17 protein-coding genes are annotated in these 16,276 nt (G+C 59.9%); 12 read left to right on the top strand and 5 right to left on the bottom strand.

Translation table 11 applies throughout. From position 1 onward, the window contains the following. Positions 1-602 precede the first annotated feature (602 nt). Together HALTADL_RS00750 and HALTADL_RS00755 are read right to left on the bottom strand one after the other, a co-directional pair. On the bottom strand, positions 603-995 hold the full coding sequence (locus HALTADL_RS00750) for a DUF3054 domain-containing protein (protein ID WP_089671533.1): 393 nt from the start codon (positions 993-995) through the stop codon (positions 603-605). 155 nt (positions 996-1,150) lie between these two features. Next, a complete protein-coding gene (locus tag HALTADL_RS00755) occupies positions 1,151-1,771 on the bottom strand; it encodes a class I SAM-dependent methyltransferase (protein WP_089671534.1) in 621 nt (206 codons plus the stop codon). A 73-nt stretch (positions 1,772-1,844) separates the two neighbouring features. Between HALTADL_RS00755 and HALTADL_RS00760 the strand changes: the two genes are divergently transcribed. Then, positions 1,845-2,603 carry an FkbM family methyltransferase gene (locus HALTADL_RS00760; protein ID WP_218143652.1) on the top strand — a complete coding sequence of 253 codons (759 nt, stop codon included), beginning with the start codon at positions 1,845-1,847 and terminating at the stop codon, positions 2,601-2,603. A 110-nt stretch (positions 2,604-2,713) separates the two neighbouring features. Here the strand turns inward: HALTADL_RS00760 and HALTADL_RS00765 are convergent, their stop codons facing one another. After that, entirely contained in the window at positions 2,714-2,920 is a 207-nt protein-coding gene (locus tag HALTADL_RS00765) for a cold-shock protein (RefSeq protein ID WP_089671535.1), read from the bottom strand. A 185-nt stretch (positions 2,921-3,105) separates the two neighbouring features. Here HALTADL_RS00765 and HALTADL_RS00770 point away from each other — a divergent pair, with 185 nt between their 5' ends. Together HALTADL_RS00770 and HALTADL_RS00775 are read left to right on the top strand one after the other, a co-directional pair. After that, entirely contained in the window at positions 3,106-3,375 is a 270-nt protein-coding gene (locus tag HALTADL_RS00770) for a DUF7571 family protein (protein WP_089671536.1), read from the top strand. A gap of 86 nt (positions 3,376-3,461) precedes the next feature. Then, positions 3,462-4,583, top strand: coding sequence for a PQQ-dependent sugar dehydrogenase (locus HALTADL_RS00775; RefSeq protein ID WP_089671537.1), 1,122 nt, complete (start codon positions 3,462-3,464; stop codon positions 4,581-4,583). Between the two features lie 21 nt (positions 4,584-4,604). Here HALTADL_RS00775 and HALTADL_RS00780 read toward each other — a convergent pair whose 3' ends face one another. After that, complete coding sequence (locus HALTADL_RS00780) at positions 4,605-5,576, bottom strand: VOC family protein (protein WP_089671538.1); 972 nt, start codon at positions 5,574-5,576, stop codon at positions 4,605-4,607. Positions 5,577-5,708: 132 nt separating this feature from the next. Between HALTADL_RS00780 and HALTADL_RS00785 the strand changes: the two genes are divergently transcribed. Continuing rightward, positions 5,709-6,386, top strand: coding sequence for a GNAT family N-acetyltransferase (locus tag HALTADL_RS00785; protein WP_245708386.1), 678 nt, complete (start codon positions 5,709-5,711; stop codon positions 6,384-6,386). A gap of 2 nt (positions 6,387-6,388) precedes the next feature. After that, a complete protein-coding gene (gene fen, locus HALTADL_RS00790) occupies positions 6,389-7,369 on the top strand; it encodes a flap endonuclease-1 (protein ID WP_089671539.1) in 981 nt (326 codons plus the stop codon). An 8-nt stretch (positions 7,370-7,377) separates the two neighbouring features. Here fen and HALTADL_RS00795 read toward each other — a convergent pair whose 3' ends face one another. Then, on the bottom strand, positions 7,378-8,061 hold the full coding sequence (locus HALTADL_RS00795; protein WP_089671599.1) for an RNA ligase partner protein: 684 nt from the start codon (positions 8,059-8,061) through the stop codon (positions 7,378-7,380). A 133-nt stretch (positions 8,062-8,194) separates the two neighbouring features. On the opposite strand from HALTADL_RS00795, the gene HALTADL_RS00800 reads away from it, so the two are divergent. The 7 genes from HALTADL_RS00800 (at position 8,195) to HALTADL_RS00830 (ending at position 16,235) form a co-directional block, all read left to right on the top strand. After that, positions 8,195-9,304 carry an RNA ligase gene (locus tag HALTADL_RS00800; protein WP_089671540.1) on the top strand — a complete coding sequence of 370 codons (1,110 nt, stop codon included), beginning with the start codon at positions 8,195-8,197 and terminating at the stop codon, positions 9,302-9,304. 48 nt (positions 9,305-9,352) lie between these two features. Next, positions 9,353-9,616 (top strand): BolA/IbaG family iron-sulfur metabolism protein, encoded by a 264-nt coding sequence (locus HALTADL_RS00805; protein WP_089671541.1) that lies wholly within the window; start codon positions 9,353-9,355, stop codon positions 9,614-9,616. Positions 9,617-9,712: 96 nt separating this feature from the next. Beyond that, complete coding sequence (locus HALTADL_RS00810) at positions 9,713-11,122, top strand: class II fumarate hydratase (RefSeq protein WP_089671542.1); 1,410 nt, start codon at positions 9,713-9,715, stop codon at positions 11,120-11,122. Between the two features lie 309 nt (positions 11,123-11,431). Beyond that, a complete protein-coding gene (locus HALTADL_RS17915; RefSeq protein ID WP_303645180.1) occupies positions 11,432-11,602 on the top strand; it encodes an HVO_2901 family zinc finger protein in 171 nt (56 codons plus the stop codon). 107 nt (positions 11,603-11,709) lie between these two features. Next, positions 11,710-13,584, top strand: a complete 1,875-nt coding sequence (gene gatE, locus HALTADL_RS00820; protein WP_089671544.1) for a Glu-tRNA(Gln) amidotransferase subunit GatE — start codon at positions 11,710-11,712, stop codon at positions 13,582-13,584. 410 nt (positions 13,585-13,994) lie between these two features. Further along, entirely contained in the window at positions 13,995-15,689 is a 1,695-nt protein-coding gene (locus HALTADL_RS00825) for an ice-binding family protein (protein ID WP_089671545.1), read from the top strand. Between the two features lie 102 nt (positions 15,690-15,791). Beyond that, positions 15,792-16,235 carry a MaoC family dehydratase gene (locus HALTADL_RS00830; RefSeq protein WP_089671546.1) on the top strand — a complete coding sequence of 148 codons (444 nt, stop codon included), beginning with the start codon at positions 15,792-15,794 and terminating at the stop codon, positions 16,233-16,235. Positions 16,236-16,276: the final 41 nt, after the last annotated feature.

The raw sequence follows: 16,276 nt of genomic DNA on the forward strand, positions 1-16,276 counted from the left end.
ACATTGTGGCTCGTTCGTTGGTGTATGCAGATAGAAGGTCGACAACTACGAAGCCGGGAATTACGTATGCGAGGGCGATTGCAACCATCCCGGCACCTCTCATGAGCAGTCCAGACGACGGGTCCGAACCCGTTTGGATGAAAATCAAAATAACGAACCAGAGCGTAAGCGCCTGGTAGATATTATGTTTCCTCATGTAACTATTCAAGTTACAATCTGGTTGATAAAGTGAGTGTTGATCCATTTGCGCCGTCGTTTTGTGCCCATTTGTGCGGCTCAGGGACGGAGAAATTACCTCAGACGAAATCGCTAGCTTGGGTTTAGTGCCGTCTCTAAACGGCGGTTACACAATAAGACATATATACACTCTACTGAACGTGATCGTATGTCAACAGTAAATGGAATCGAGAAAGACGTTCTGTTTATGACACTAGCCATTTATTTCTTACTCACCGGATGGTTCCCCTTGATTTTGGTGAGTGTTTTTATTACGCTTTCTGTGCTGGCAAACGTCGCTATACGACGCTTGGACGATTACTCGGGCCGATAAGAGTATTGGCTCTGTTGATGTGTTGCTTGGGACTGAGAAAAAGAGAGTCGACTTAGCCCGTGATTTTGAAGAACAGCCAGCGGAAGCCGCCGAGCAGGACGCCCGTGAGGACGAGCGTAATCAGGACGAAGGCGATGGCGAGATCGCCGGGGAAAACGGCTGTTGCCCGGAGTCCGAAGCCAGCGAGGGCCGCAAGTACCCACGCTCGAACGCCCAGTGGGATGGCCGCCTTCGCTGACTCGGCCGCGCCGGCGGAGTAAGCCCCGATGAGCAGGGCTGCCACGCCCCAGCCGATCAGGAACGGTGCGTAGACACCGGCTGCCCGGCCGGGAATCAGCGTCCCGTGTTGGAGCATTCCAATCGTCAGTACCCCGAGGATCGCCAGTAGATCCCCGACTGCAAGCGGTAGCGCGCTCGCGTCGACGCGCCCGTTGAGTGCTGCCATGGTCGACCGTTTGCCTGATAGGTAAAATCATCAGTGGTTTGACTCGGTCGGTATGGTGCCACCCCACACACTGCCTTATCTACCTGCTGAATGACAGTATTATATGCGCGCTGTGTGTGGTTGTCGGTATGGTCGACGATGGGGATAGCTTCGTCTCAGTCGACGTGGCCGACCAACGTGTACTCGAAGCCGCCAGTTAGGAGTGAGACATCGAAGCCACCATCAGCCAGTCGCTCGGCAAGTTCGGCGGGTCGATGGAACGTCGACGCCATCCCAATCGTGTGTTCAGCGCGCACGAGCAACCAGCCGAGAGGGTGGCTCGGATCGAACTCGCGGATGACGAACACGCCGCCGGGCCGAACCACCCGCGCAGCCTCCTTGATCACGGCCTGTTGATCCGGCATGTGGTGGAAGGCGTCGACCACCATCGCGGCGTCGACCGCGTCGTCGGCTACCGGGAGTCGACCGGCATCGCCCTGTACTGCTGAGAGGGGGCCGACAGTCCCGGCAGGGCGACTGCGTCGACCTGTCTGGTTGGGTTGTCGATAACGGGCGCGCTGGAGCATCGGTCGGGAGACATCGAGGACGATTCGCTCGGGGACGTCGACCGCAATCGTCGCGCGACCACTGCCACCGCCGAGATCCAGCAGTCGGTCGAGGGGGCCGTCGACGCGGGCGAGTGCTGCGGTGAGCGCATCGCGGTCGGCGGCTGGCATCACCAGATCGTAGAGCGGTGCCAACCGGTCGAAAAACCGCACGTCGCCGAGTCCGTGCATACCGTCGACTGGCGGGCGTGGTGTATATTCGTTGCTCCAAACACACATTAGCTGTCGGACCAGTATCGTAGCTGTGTCCAGTTCACTCTCGACGTGGCTGTTTCAGCGGGCCCGGTGGGTGGGCTACCGGAGCTACTACCGACTGGTTGAGGCCAACTACGACTATCAGTGGCTAGCCACTCAAAAACAAACCCCGGCTGGCCAGTTCCGAAGCTACGACCTGCTCAACCGTCACGGCAGCGACCCGATGCTCGCCGAAATCCACGACCACTGCGGGCCCGACGCCACCATCTACGATATCGGAGCCAACGTCGGCGTCTACTCGCTGGCACTCACGGCCGACTCGCCGGGGCGTCGACTGCTCGCATTTGAGCCGGCACCCCGGATTCGCGCACAACTCCAAGCCAACGTCGACTGCAACGACCTCGGTGATCGGGTCGACGTGCTGGACTGCGGCGTCGGCGACGAGGACGGCACCCGCCCGTTCTACCTCTCGACGTACCCCGAACTCTCGGGGTTCGACCGCGAGAGCGCGAGTCGGTGGGAGGCCTCGCTTGCCGAGACCATCACGGTTCCTGTTCGGCGCGTCGACACGGTTGCCGAGGACCATCCCGCTCCCGATGCGATCAAAATTGACGTCGAAGGCGCGAGTCCGGGCGTCCTTCACGGTGCACATGAGACACTTCAAACTCACCAGCCGACGCTGTTTATCGAGGTCCACGAGGAAGGGCTGTCGACCGAGACTGGCCGTGAGGTACGAGATATCTTAGAGCGGGTCGACTATTCGATTGTCGAACAAGCTGATTATTGGCGATGTGAGCCGCCAGCGTAGGCTCTTCGGGTAGATTACACCTAATTAGTAGCGAAACCACTGGTAGGTGTGTAGAGAGTTGAAAAAGCGAAGATACCGTCACTCACTGCGAGCGACAGATAGCTCCGAAATTAGTTGCGCGTGAGGTTCGTTGCGCGGGGTCCCTTAGGGGATGATTCGATGTCGAATTCGACGTCCTGGCCCTCTTCGAGGTCCGGACCGCCAACGTCTTCCATGTGGAAGAAAACGTCCTCGTCATCGTCTACCTCGTCGCTATCTGTCGAAATAAATCCGTAGCCGCCCGTGTCGTTGAAGAAGTCAACCGTACCTTTTGCCATTGCAATCAATCATACACCCGAGACAGGCATAATGGTTGCGAACTACAGATTTGGGCTCCTCAGGCCCTGAAACACCCGATAAGGAGGCTTTAACCACACAACAGCGGACGCTCAGTCGACTGCCGACTGGTTGCGGGAGGAGACAAGTATATGTGTCATGGTCACATGGGCCAAACTGGATCGTTATGCAATCATGTCACAGCTGCCAGACGGTCATCGACGAGTACATCTTGGATAAACAACTCGAACCGCTGCGAGAGCTGACGGTCGACGATTTTAACGTCTGTGCGGACTGCGTCACTATTGAGGTGGATGGCTGCGTGGAGTGCGGCGGCGCGGTGTATGTCCCCCGTAACGATGCTGTGACCCCCGACTACTGTCCGGCCTGCCGAGCCGACCACATTACGGTAACTGGAGAGGACCCCGGCTGGACCTGCGACAGGCTGTCGACGTAATCGACAGTCGACCATGCGACCGTCTTTTCGTCGCCGGTGTGCCACCGCGGTATTTATCAGTCTACTGACCGACCTGTCGACAACTCATGAACCGACGCAGACTCGGACTCGCGGTCGGCGTCACCGTCCTGCTGATCGGCTCGCTTGCGGTGTTCGGGCTACCGACCCACCTGCTGTTTACGCCGACTGGGAGCGGGGCCACGGCTGGAATGGCCGCCGAGGACGTCGACCACGAAGTCGTCGCTGAGGACCTCGAAGTGCCATGGGAAATCGTCGTCCTCGACGAGGACCGCTATCTCGTCACCGAACGCACCGGTGACCTCCTACTGGTCGAGAACGGAACCCAGCACGTCATCGAGAGCTTTGACGATTTAGAGAGTCCAGTGCTCGGTGAGGGTGGCCTGCTCGGCATCGCGCTCCACCCCAATTTCTCGGAAAACCAGTACCTCTACGTCTACCAGACCGTCGACCGCGAGTCGGTCGAAAACACGGTCCGACGCTTCGAGGTCGACTTTGAGAACCGAGCACTCGAAAACGAGACTGTCATCATCGACGGGATTCCGAGCGACCGCATTCATAATGGCGGTCGAATCGCGTTCGGGCCTGACGGCAAGCTCTACATCACCACTGGCGATTCGGCCAACTCGACGTTGGCCCAAGACCGCGACTCGCTGGCGGGCAAAATCCTCAGACTGAACCCTGACGGCTCGGTTCCCGCGGACAACCCCTTCGACAACGCGGTGTACTCCTACGGTCATCGGAACCCGCAGGGACTCACGTGGGACGATGAGGGTCGACTGTGGGCCACTGAACACGGATCGAACGCGAAAGACGAACTCAACCGGATCGAACGAGGCACCAACTACGGCTGGCCGACCATCACCGGCAGCGAGACCACCCCCGAGATGGCCACGCCCGCCTTCCACTCCTCACAGTACACGACGTGGGCTCCGGCTGGCGCGGCCGCCACTGATGGGAGCGTTTTCTTCGCCGGACTGCGTGGCGAGCGACTGTACGAAGCCAGTATCGTCGACGGCGAGGTCACCAGTTTCGTCGCCCACTTTGCTGGCGATTTCGGCCGGCTGCGGGCAGTGGCGCTCGGTCCCGACGGTGAGAATTTGTATCTGTCGACCAGTAATACCGATGGGCGGGGAGAGGAACGAGAGGGCGATGACAAACTGATCCGGGTTCCGGTCGACGCGTTTTGAATACGTGAGTTGAACGGTTGGTTACTCTTTTCGCGGAATCGTCACATCGGTCAACCCGGCTTCGATCTGTTCGCGCTGGCCGCCGAATTTCCCGGGGAGAATCAACGTCTCGCCGAGTTCGTCCAGCGGCTCGTCGCTGGTGTAGCCCGGTCCGCTCGTCGCCAGCTCGAACAGCACCCCGTTTGGCTCGCGGAAGTACACCGACCGGAACCAGTGACGATTGATCTGGTTGGTTGGCCGGACGCTGTGGGTACTGACCGCCTTTCTCATCGCCGCCTGATCCTCGTCGGTCGGCGTCTGGAAGGCGACGTGGTGGACCGTCCCGTGGCCCTGTCGACTCCCCTCTATCGTCGGCAGGACGTCAACGTATTTGCCCACTGGCCCGGTGGCCGCAAACCGCGTGCGCTCGTCACCCGGCGTGTCGCCCGGCGATTCCTCGGTGCCGACTTCCTCAAGTCCCATCGTCCGCAGTAGCTCCTTGGTCTGGTGGGGGTCGGCCAGCCAGAGCGTCACCGAGTGGAAGCCGCGAATCGCCGACTCCTCGGGGACGAACTCGGTCCACGGCACTGTGGGGTCGTCGTCGGGAATCTCGACCTCGACAAGTTCGATTGGGAGGCCGTCAGGGTCGCGGAATGGAAGCACGGTCTCACCGAATCGGTCGACGCGGTCGTGGTAGTCGACGCCGTACTCGTCGAAGCGGTCCTCCCAGTAGTCGAGGCTCCCCTCAGGAACCCGGAACGCAGTCCGGGAGACCTGTCCGGTGCCGACCTGCCCCTGCTGGAGGTTCTCCCACGGGAAGAACGTCATACTCGTGCCAGGGGTCCCCTCGGCATCGGCGAAAAAGAAGTGATAGGTCGACGGGTCGTCCTGGTTGATCGACCGCTTGACCAGCCGAAGGCCGAGCGTCTCGACCCAGAAATCCATGTTCTGCTGGGGGTCGCCCGCAACGGCTGTCACGTGGTGAATACCCGGTGTCGGTGTCGCATCTGTCATTAGCTGCTATGAGGTTCTCGGCCTACTTGAGTTCGCGGTGACACGAGTGTTACCGGTGTCGACCGACTGTGTGATCCCACTGAGAGCAGCCACATACCAGTCCTCTTGTGATTGGATCACAAACAGAGTAGTATGGAGTTCGCCCTCCTCGGTTGGCCGGTCGATGAACCACGGCTCCGGCTCGATTACCGCCGGTTTAGCTACGCCGGGAAGTTCGTCACTGGCAAGACCGGCATCGCCGTCGTTCGTGGCGAGCCACCCGCCGACCACGAGTCGACCTCCGTCGACTCCCTTGGGCCGCTCCCCGAGGATCTCAGCGAATCCGAGTTCGACGACGGGATTCTCGCTGCGGTCGCGTTCAACGCCGACCGAACCGACCCGAAGGCGCTCTGGCTCCGCTATCTCACCGTCCGCAGTGATCTCCGCGGCAGCGGGCTTGAGCTTGGCCCACGGCTGGCAGCCTTTATAAAAGCGCGTGCAGCCGAAAGAGGGTATACAACAGTCCGTATCGCGGTTAACAACGTCTTTTCCTACCATGCGCTTTATAAATCAGGGTTCGCCGCCACGGGCCGTGAGACGGGACTGGCCGAACTGATTCTCGAAGCCCCCACCGACGCGCAGGCCAACGTGTCGATGTCGACCTACCAATGCGGTCTCGATCAGTTCCGCAAGCGCGAGGGGTTGTCGGATGCCGAGGAGACGTTCCTTCAAGAACACGAGTCGGTCGACCCGCCGGAGCCGATTCACACTGGCCGATCAGCACAGCACGTCGACTCGGGGGTTTCAAATCCACCGGGCACCAGCGAGTAGCCATGGGAAACTCGGATCTTCGCTCGCTGGCGGCGCTCTCGGAGTGCCCGTTTGCCGATATCGAAGGCAGCGTCATCGCGGTCGACGCCCACAACTGGCTGTATCGCTACCTGACGACGACGGTCAAATGGACCAACGATTCGATCTATACGACCGACGACGGCACCGAAGTCGCCAACCTCGTCGGGATCATTCAAGGCCTCCCGAAATTCTTCGAGAACGATCTCACGCCCGTCTTCGTGTTCGATGGCGGCGTGACCGACCTCAAGGACGACGAAGTCGAGCGTCGACGCGAGAACCGCAAGGACGCCGAAGAACGACTCGAACAGGCGAAAGAGGACGGCGACGCGGTCGAGGCCGCCCGACTGTCGGCCCGAACCGTCCGACTCACCGAGACGATCCACGAAACGAGCCGCGAACTGCTGGACCTCCTTGACGTCCCCTACATCGACGCGCCCGCCGAGGGGGAGGCTCAGGCCTCCTATATGAACCGGATCGGCGACGTCGACTACGTCGGCAGCGAGGATTACGACACGCTGCTGTTCGGCGCGCCGCGAACTCTGCGCGGGCTGACGAGCAAGGGCCACCCCGAACTGATGGAACTCCAGGCAACCCTTGAGAACCACGAGATCAGCTACGAGCAGTTAGTCGACGTCGGCATGCTCTGCGGGACCGACTTCAACGAGGGAATCAACGGAATCGGCCCGAAAACCGCGATCAAACTCATCAAAGAACACGGCGATCTGTTTGCGGTCCTCGAAGCCCGCGGCGAGCATATCGAGTTTGCCGACCGTATTCGCGAGTTGTTTTTCGAGCCACCTGTAACCGACGACTACGAGTTCGAGGGGTCGATTGAGCCGGATCTGGAAGCCGCGCGGGCGTATGTGACCGAGGAATGGGATGTCGACGCTGGCGAGGTCGACCGCGGCTTCGAGCGCATCGAGTCCTCGATAGTCCAGACCGGACTGGATCGCTGGAGCTAGCGGCTCGTTTACTCTTCTCGTTTGTGGTTGAGTTGGTCGACAGCGTCGACGGCCTCCAGATAATCGTAGAGCAGTGCCGGAAAATCCTTACCGTGCAGATACCGGAGTCCGAAATCCTCAGTCCACGCGATGATGCCCGTATCCTCGGTGACGACGCCAGCATCGAGTTCGCGGGCCAAAATGAGGAGATCAAAGTCTTCGCGTGAGTCGAGAACACCCTGCCTGAGCGCGCGCCGATACCGGTCTCTGAGATCCGAGATAACGGCGTCGATTTCGGTCATGTGGTTGTGGTCGTCGACGAGTTCATCAGCCGAGGTTTCGGCCCGGCGGACCGCCTCCTCGGAGACCCGCAGCCCTCTGTCGACGCGGTCGCTCATCTCGTCGACGAACCGATAGACCACGTCCGCCGGAATCGAGACCGTGTAGCGGTCGGGGTGTTTGCGGATCACCCACGTGTTGAGTTTCGAGCGCGTGGCCTCGGAGACCGGTCTGTCGTCCAACATCGTCGTCAGCTCGCTGTGGATCGACGGCGGCATGTAACAGGAGATATCCAGCTCCAATCGAGCAGTAGCAATCAGATCCAACAGCCTGTCGATGGCCTCTTCGAGAGTCTCCTCGTCGCGACGGATCTCCTCGGTGATAAACAGCGAGGTATCGAGGACGAACCGTTGTTTGAACGAGCGCTCGACCATGGCGTCGACTACGACCCCATCCGTATTGTAGCTCCACATCTGTGGGCTATGTCGACATTGGAATCCGTGAAATTCGCACGACGTGACAGGGTTGGCGAAGAGATTGATGTACGCCGATGGCGTAGGATGTGTTATGGAATACCACGACAAGCTTGGACTCTCACGTGAGAAGTTCGAGGAGATTTCGGAGTATCTCCACGAGAATAGCTACGAGGGCCGAGCCTACCGCCATCTGCCGGGCTACCGAAAGTCGGTCGAAAAAGGGACTGTGCTTATCGATGACACAGTGGTACGTGGCTTTCCGAAGATTCCTCGGTGTCTGGTTCTCGACGCCGGGATTCCACAGCAGTTCGACGAGTCGATTGCGGTCGAAGAGAAGCTCAACGGCTACAATGTCCGGGTCGCACGCATCGAGGGCGACGTACTGGGGTTCACACGGAGTGGAATCGTCTGTCCGTTTACGACTCACAAGGTGCGGTCGCTGCTCCCCGTCGACCGGTTTTTCGACCACCATCCAGACCGCATGCTCTGCGGGGAGATGATCGGGCCGGAAAATCCCTATACTGTCGAGGAATGCTACGATGTCGACTCGATTGCGTTCCGGGCGTTCGATATTCGAGACCACGTAAGCGGCGAACCACTGCCAGTGCTTGATCGCCGCGAGATATGCGAGGAGTTCGACATTCCACAGACGGAGCTGTTCGGCACGTATGAGCCCGCCGAGGCCGTCGAGTCGACCCCCGAAATCGTCCGTGAACTCGATGCCGAGCGACGGGAGGGAATTGTGATGCAGACGCTCAGCGGGAGCCAACAGTTGAAATACACCACGTCGGCGGCCAATCAGGGTGATCTGGCGTTCGCGTTTACGTTTCCCTTTGATTACGGTCGAGAGTTTTCCTTCCGGCGGCTGATCCGCGAGGGGTTTCAGTCAGTTGAGTTCGAGGAGTCGGCGTCCCGTCGACGAGAGCGCGCCCACGGTCTCGGTGAGTCACTGCTGTTGCCAATGACCGAGTCTATCGAGCAAATCGAGAGCGGCGAGCGAATCGGTGAACAGCACACGGTGCGTGCTGAGCCGCGGGTTGTCGACGCCCTGCTTGAGCACTTTCGGGATCAGGGCCTGACAATCAGTATCGAGACTGATCGCCGCATAGAGGGCGAGCGTCTGCTCACGTTTACGAAACGAATCCAGCGGACGAACGACAAGACAGAGGCCTATCTCAATGGGACGATTGTCAAAGAGTGAGCCAGCCGAAGCCCGCCTGTTTTTACCGGGTGAATACAAAATAAAGACATGAACGCAGACGACATCGAAGCCGCGATTGAAGCCGAAATCGCCGAGGCAGAGGCGACCGTGAGTCTCCCGCGGCAAGTCGACGAAGAACACGAAGACGCCCACTACGCCGCCGTCGTCGTCTCGCCCGCCTTCGAAGGCCAGAGCCTCGTCGCCCAACACCAGCAGGTATACGACGCCCTCGGAGAAAGCATGACGACCGACATTCACGCTATCGAACTCAAGACTTACACGCCCGAAGAGTACGCCGATCAAGAGATTTAAAAACGACTTCAAACCGTTCGCTCTTGTCGACTGACAGCCGGACAGTTATCGGCGTGAGTAGTAGCTTTTAGGTCGGTTTCTGTCCTTGCGGACCCTATGAGCGATTCATTCAGAACTGAATCCGACAGTCTCGGAGAGATGCAGGTCCCAGCCGACGCCTACTGGGGCGCACAGACACAGCGCGCCGTCGAGAACTTCCCCATATCTGGAATTTCATTCGGTCGACGCTTCGTCCGCGCGCTGGGCATCGTCAAAAAGGCCGCCGCACAGGCCAACCGCGACCTCGGCCTGCTCGATGAGGAAATCGCCGAGGCGATCATCGAGGCCGCAGACGAGGTCATCGCTGGCGACCTCGACGATCAGTTCCCGGTCGACATCTTCCAAACGGGCTCCGGTACCTCCTCGAACATGAACGCCAACGAGGTCATCGCCAACCGCGCTGCCGAGCTCATGGGCCACAAGATCGGTGACCGCGTCGTCCACCCCAACGACCACGTCAACTACGGTCAGTCGAGCAATGACGTAATTCCGACCGCGATGCACGTTTCGGCGCTCGAAGCGGTCGTCAAAGACGTGATTCCGGCGCTCGAAACGCTCGAAGCCTCGCTCGCCGACAAGGCCGAGGAGTTCGATGGCGTCGTGAAGACGGGCCGCACGCATCTCCAAGACGCCACCCCGGTCCGACTCGGCCAGGAGTTCGGCGGCTACCGCGCCCAGATTGAAAAGGGAGTCGACCGCGCGGATAACGTCACCGACCACCTCAGCGAACTCGCACTCGGCGGCACCGCGGTCGGCACCGGCCTCAACACTCATCCGGAGTTCCCCGAGCGTGCAGCCGACTACATCGCCGAGGAGACCGGCCTCGGCTTCCAAGAGGCCGACAACCACTTCGAGGCACAGGCCGCCCACGACGCGATGGCCGAAGCCCACGGTGCACTCCGCACGGTCGCTGGCTCATTAAATAAGATCGCCAACGATCTCCGCCTGCTCGCCTCGGGCCCACGCAACGGTCTCGGCGAGATCGAACAGCCCGAAAACCAGCCCGGGTCGTCGATCATGCCCGGCAAGATCAACCCGGTCGTCGCCGAGTCGGTCAATCAACTTCACAAACAGGTCGTCGGCAACGACGCCGCGGTTGCCGCGGGCGCAAGCGAGGGTCAGATCGACCTCAACCTCTACAAGCCCGTCTTGGCCCACAATCTGCTGGAATCCGCGGAACTCATCGCTAACGGCTCGGAGATTTTCGCCGAGCGATTCGTCGACGAACTCGAAGCCAACGAGGAGTACTGCGCCGAACAGGTCGAACAGTCGATGGCGCTGGCGACAGCGCTCAACCCCGCCATCGGCTACGACAAGGCCTCGAAAGTCGCCAAGAAGGCGCTCGCCGAAGACAAAACCGTTCGGCAGGTCGCAATCGATGAAGGATACCTCACCGCCGAGGAGGCCGACGAGGTACTTGATCCCGAAGCGATGACCCACCGCGGGATTCTGGGCACCGACGAATAGCGAGTCCCCTCGGTTTCATTTTCTTACTTCGACCCCGTCGACAGGTTTGTGGTCGGTCTCGGAACCCGACCAGTCGACTGTACCTACCTGCGCCATAATCTACACGATTGATCGTGGCGGTCGAATCTGCTGTACTGATGGATACGAACGAATACTCAAAAGATACTATCACTGACTGTGCTTGAAATTGTGACACACAGTCCATCAGATAACCAGTTAAACCACACGACGTGGCGGGGTTAGTACCACTAACTGGCCGTTAGCCCCGAAAACGATATTTTGAAGCCCTTACCTATAGAATTGAGAAGTATGCCTCAGCTTCAGACACGGGGACGCGACTTGCTACTGTGCCGAAAATGTGGATCGACGTTCCCGGAGGGCCAGGCCACCCGCGATGGGTGGCATTATGAGTGCCCAACCGATGACTGCAACTCCGAGGGGCTCGGAGACGGTCTCCGACGCGTACAATCCTCCAACTAACAACCGCCAACCGGCCACCCGCCCCGTGGGGTGACCCCGGCGTTCATTTTTCAGGCTCGCGCCGGCATCTCCATCCTTTTTACGCCCCCGTGTCCCACGTTCGCCTAATGAGTAGCTCCGAGTACGACTACGAGTCACTCGGCCTCGTCGCCGGTCTGGAGATCCACCAACAGCTCAACACCGAAACCAAGCTGTTCTGTGCGTCGCCAACCGCGATCCGCGAGCCCGAGGAGTCCGAGCGCACGATCACCCGCTTTTTGCACCCAACCAAAAGCGAACTGGGCGAACTCGACGACGCCGCCCTCGAAGAGAGCCGCGTCGACCGCGAGTTCGAATACCTCTCGTACGACACGACCTGTCTCGTCGAGGAGGACGACGAACCACCAAGCGAGGTCGACGACGAAGCCCTCGCTGTCGCCATGCAGATCGCCTCCCTACTGGATATGAGCATCGTCGACCAACTCCACGTCATGCGAAAGCTGGTCATCGACGGCTCGAATACGTCGGGCTTCCAGCGCACCATGCTCTTGGGCCAAGAGGGCGAAATCCAGACCAGCGACGGTCCCGTTTCGGTGGTCGACCTCTTGCTCGAAGAGGAGTCCGCCCAGCGAATCGAGGAGCGCGACGACGGCGTGCTCTACAGCCTCGACCGCCTCGGTATCCCACTGGTCGAAATCGGCACTGGCCCGGACATCCGAAGCCCACAGCAGGCCAAGGAGGCGGCCAAACGCATCGGGATGCTCCTTCGGTCGACTGGCAAAGTCAAACGCGGGCTGGGAACGATTCGGCAGGACGTCAACGTCTCCATCGCGGAGGGCGCGCGCGTCGAAGTCAAAGGCGTGCAGGCACTCGATCAGATCGACGAAATCGTCGAACTGGAGGTCCAGCGCCAGTCCGAGTTGGTCGACATCGCCGCCGAACTCGCCGAGCAAGGCGCCAGCGTCGGCGATACCCAAGATGTAACCGCTGTCTTTGAGGATACCGACTCCGGTGTCATCGGCGGTGCGCTCGGCTCCGGTGGCAACGTGACAGCAGTCCCGCTGTTCGGCTTTGATGGGCTCGTGGGCCACGAGATCCAGCCGGACCGTCGACTCGGCACGGAGTTCTCGGATCACGCTAAACGCCACGGTGCGGGCGGGATCTTCCACACCGACGAACTCCCGGCCTACGGCGTGACTGACGAGGAAGTCGCGGCACTCCGAGAGGCGGTCGACGCCGGTCCGGAGGACGCGGTGGCTATCGTTGCCGACGACCCCGAGACCGCAGAGCTTGCTATCGAGGCGGTCGCCGAGCGCGCCGAGACCGCAATCGAGGGTGTCCCGGAGGAGACCCGCGATGCGACCCAAGAGGGAACAACGCGCTATCTTCGCCCACTCCCCGGCGCAGCCCGAATGTACCCCGAAACCGACGTGCCGCCGGTCGAACCCGATCCGAGCGAAGTAGAGGAGCCGGAACTCCTCACCGAGAAGGTCGAGCGCTATCAAGCCGAGTTCGGCCTCGACAGCGGGCTGGCCGAACAGGTCGCCTACGGTCGACGCATGCCACTGTTTGAGGAAGCCGTCGCGCAGGGCGTCGACGCTACGTTCGCCGCGTCAGTGCTCGAAAGCACGGTCGTCGAACTCCGCCGCGATGGCGTTCTGGTGGAGAACCTTGCGGACGCCCACTTCTTGGGCGTCTTCGAGTTGGTCTCCGACGACGAACTCGCAAAGGAGGGCGTCGAAGACGTGCTGACGGTACTGGCCGAACAGCCAGAGATGACTGCTGAGGAAGCCGTCGAAGAGGCCGGACTTGGTGGCGTCGACGAAGATGACGTTCGTGAGGTCATTGTCAGTGTCGTCGAGCGAAACAGCGAGCAGGTCGACGAGGAGGGAATGGCTGCCTTCTCGGGACTGATGGGCGAATGTATGGGCCAACTCCGTGGGAAAGCCGACGGCGAGACGATCAGTTCACTGCTCCGCGAAGAGATCGGCAAACGAAGCTAGGCGGCGAATCGCTCGGAGAGGGTCGACTGTTGTCGTTCGGATAATTCCGCCACGAACACCCCGAGTAGGGATGACTTACCTATTTTTGAAGTATCCTACAGTAGTATGGTATGTATCTAGATAGTCGCAGTCTGTGAGTTTTTGGTTGCGTTGTATTCGTTTTGGACGGCACAACCAGACGGGGACGCAGGCCAATCGGAATCCGCTCGTTGACACCCTCTCCGGGTGTGGCGCTCAGCTGCCCCGATAGACCTACCGACACTCCACAGACACCGACACCCTCGGTAACGTGCTGTTAATTAGCTATTATTCAATACATAAACCACAATCAAAACAATCAAACGAAACAACATGTAAACTCGCGTGGGTAAGATCTGACTTACAATAGCCATGTCTGGTGAGACTCGGGTATGGAGTACACTCCTACCAGACGAACAGTCCTCACATCGAGTGGGCTGCTCACAGTTGGCCTCGCTGGCTGTGTGGGTTCCGCTCAAGAAAACGACGATCCACAGGGTCCAGAACCGGTCGACCTCGGGACGGCCTGTGAGTTTTCGATCTTGGCAAAGTCCGGGATATCAAGCGTTCCAGACTCCGATATCGCAGGCGACATTGGCGTGAGCCCCATCGCGTCGACTGCTATAACCGGATTCGATTTGACGTTGGATGCGACGGGCGTCTTCGCGACATCGACGCAGGTGGGCGGGCGGGTGTACGCGGCCGATTATGCGGAGCCGACCCCGTCCAGATTGACCACGGCTGTGAACGATCTGGAAGCTGCGTACACCGATGCATTCGGCCGCGTCCCGCCGGACGTTACGGAGTTGGCCAGCGGCAACATCGGTGGAGAGACGCTTACGCCCGGGATCTATAACTGGAGTACGGACGTCCTGATCGACGACGATATTACCATCGACGGTGGCCCGGACGACACCTGGATCTTCCAGATTTCAGGGGATCTCACCGTGGCGAGCGGGGTGACAGTCAATCTGGCCGGCGGCGCGCAGGCCGAAAACATTGTCTGGGTAGTCGATGGCGGTGCGGGTGTCGAGATCGGGACAGACGCTGACTTTACGGGAGTCGTGTTGGCCCAAACGGGGATCAACGTCCTCACCAACGCGTCGGTCGACGGCTGTTTGTACGCCCAAACCGATGTCAACCTTCAGATGGCGAGCGTTACCGGCTGCGACTGCGATGTCGTCGACCTACAAGTGGGCCTAGAGTGTGTCGATGGCGACGGTGAGATCACGCTAACGAACACCAACGACAGCCCGGTGATGGTCACGATCACTGGTCCCGATGGGTTCGAAGAGACGATAGAGGTTCCCGCGGAGAGTTCGGCAACGGTGGATGGGCTCGCGGATGGAACGTACTCGCTCGAAACGGACGACAGCGAGATCGGCCTCGATATCACGACACTCGACGTTAGTTGTGATTCGGACATACCCGATGTCATCACGACACCAGCGACGGACATCGACGGATCATCGGCCACGCTCAACGGAGAGTTGACCGACCTCGGCGAGTTCGACGAGGTCGACGTCTTCTTCGAGTGGCGTGAAGTCGGCACCGAAGAGTGGAACACCACCGACACCCAGACGCTGGACGAACCCGGCGATTTCGACGCCGAGATCGAGGGTCTCGAACCCGGTACCACCTACGAGTTCCGGGCGGTCGGGGTGGCGGACGGCGAACGGTTCGAAGGAGCCATCCTCCTCGTGATCATTGGCGACGACATGGATAACGGCGACGACGATGATGACGATGATGACGATGATGACATGGATGACGACGGCGACGAGGACGACGATGGTGACGAGGATGATGATGACGACAAAAAGAAAAAGCCGGATGTCGAGGACGACGTCGACCTCAAGCTTGTCTCGAAAAAGAAAGGCGACGAGGGCGACACGTACGAACTCAAGATCTGTAACGACACGGACCACGATATAAAATTCTCGTGGGGACTGGGCGACACCAAGCACCGCGAGAAACTCACCGTCGACGGCGAGTCCAGCGACACGTTCCACGTCGACGCCGACGAGGAGGGAACCGTCTACCTCTACCACGACGGTGACGAAATCGACTCCGTCGACATCGAATAGCGGCGTTCTGGGAGCCGACAGCGGGCTATCGCTGTTGGACAACCTTCCTCGCCTGCTGTAGCAGTGGTCAAGGTTCTTGCCGGTCGCACCGTAAGCCAACCCATGACGATCTTTTTCGACGACCTTGCGGTCGACGACGAGTGGACCAGCGGCGAGTACGCAGTTACGGAAGCCGAAATCCGAGAGTTTGCCGACCAGTACGATCCCCAGTGGTTCCATACCGACCCCGACCGCGCGGCTGAGGAGTCACCATACGAGGGACTGATCGCCAGTGGGTGGCACACTACCGCAATGACGATGCGACTCTTAGTCGACAACTTTCTCAGCGATGCAGCCACCATGGGCGCAAAGGGCGTCGACGAACTTCGCTGGCGCAGACCGGTCGAACCAGGCGACAGCCTCTCGATTCAGGCCACAGTCGAGGACAAAGCCGTCGACAGCGAAAGCCGAGGCACGGTTCGGCTCCGAATCGAAACAACGAATGGGGACGACGAACCCGTCTGTACGATGGTCGGCATTGTGATGTTCGCACGCCGCGAGGAGTGAGCGTCTGCTACCGAAATAGTCACGGATAACTAACCGATAGA

The organism is Halohasta litchfieldiae (assembly GCF_002788215.1).
GTDB classification, from domain to species: domain Archaea; phylum Halobacteriota; class Halobacteria; order Halobacteriales; family Haloferacaceae; genus Halohasta; species Halohasta litchfieldiae.

Bases quoted from the DNA above. Each gene is read 5' to 3' on its own strand.
- HALTADL_RS00750 (WP_089671533.1), bottom strand. From the start codon at position 995: ATGGCAGCACTCAACGGGCGCGTCGACGCGAGCGCGCTACCGCTTGCA.
- HALTADL_RS00755 (WP_089671534.1), bottom strand. From the start codon at position 1,771: ATGCACGGACTCGGCGACGTGCGGTTTTTCGACCGGTTGGCACCGCTC.
- HALTADL_RS00765 (WP_089671535.1), bottom strand. From the start codon at position 2,920: ATGGCAAAAGGTACGGTTGACTTCTTCAACGACACGGGCGGCTACGGA.
- HALTADL_RS00770 (WP_089671536.1), top strand. From the start codon at position 3,106: ATGCAATCATGTCACAGCTGCCAGACGGTCATCGACGAGTACATCTTG.
- HALTADL_RS00775 (WP_089671537.1), top strand. From the start codon at position 3,462: ATGAACCGACGCAGACTCGGACTCGCGGTCGGCGTCACCGTCCTGCTG.
- HALTADL_RS00780 (WP_089671538.1), bottom strand. From the start codon at position 5,576: ATGACAGATGCGACACCGACACCGGGTATTCACCACGTGACAGCCGTT.
- HALTADL_RS00785 (WP_245708386.1), top strand. From the start codon at position 5,709: ATGGAGTTCGCCCTCCTCGGTTGGCCGGTCGATGAACCACGGCTCCGG.
- fen (WP_089671539.1), top strand. From the start codon at position 6,389: ATGGGAAACTCGGATCTTCGCTCGCTGGCGGCGCTCTCGGAGTGCCCG.
- HALTADL_RS00795 (WP_089671599.1), bottom strand. From the start codon at position 8,061: ATGGTCGAGCGCTCGTTCAAACAACGGTTCGTCCTCGATACCTCGCTG.
- HALTADL_RS00800 (WP_089671540.1), top strand. From the start codon at position 8,195: ATGGAATACCACGACAAGCTTGGACTCTCACGTGAGAAGTTCGAGGAG.
- HALTADL_RS00805 (WP_089671541.1), top strand. From the start codon at position 9,353: ATGAACGCAGACGACATCGAAGCCGCGATTGAAGCCGAAATCGCCGAG.
- HALTADL_RS00810 (WP_089671542.1), top strand. From the start codon at position 9,713: ATGAGCGATTCATTCAGAACTGAATCCGACAGTCTCGGAGAGATGCAG.
- HALTADL_RS17915 (WP_303645180.1), top strand. From the start codon at position 11,432: ATGCCTCAGCTTCAGACACGGGGACGCGACTTGCTACTGTGCCGAAAA.
- gatE (WP_089671544.1), top strand. From the start codon at position 11,710: ATGAGTAGCTCCGAGTACGACTACGAGTCACTCGGCCTCGTCGCCGGT.
- HALTADL_RS00825 (WP_089671545.1), top strand. From the start codon at position 13,995: ATGGAGTACACTCCTACCAGACGAACAGTCCTCACATCGAGTGGGCTG.
- HALTADL_RS00830 (WP_089671546.1), top strand. From the start codon at position 15,792: ATGACGATCTTTTTCGACGACCTTGCGGTCGACGACGAGTGGACCAGC.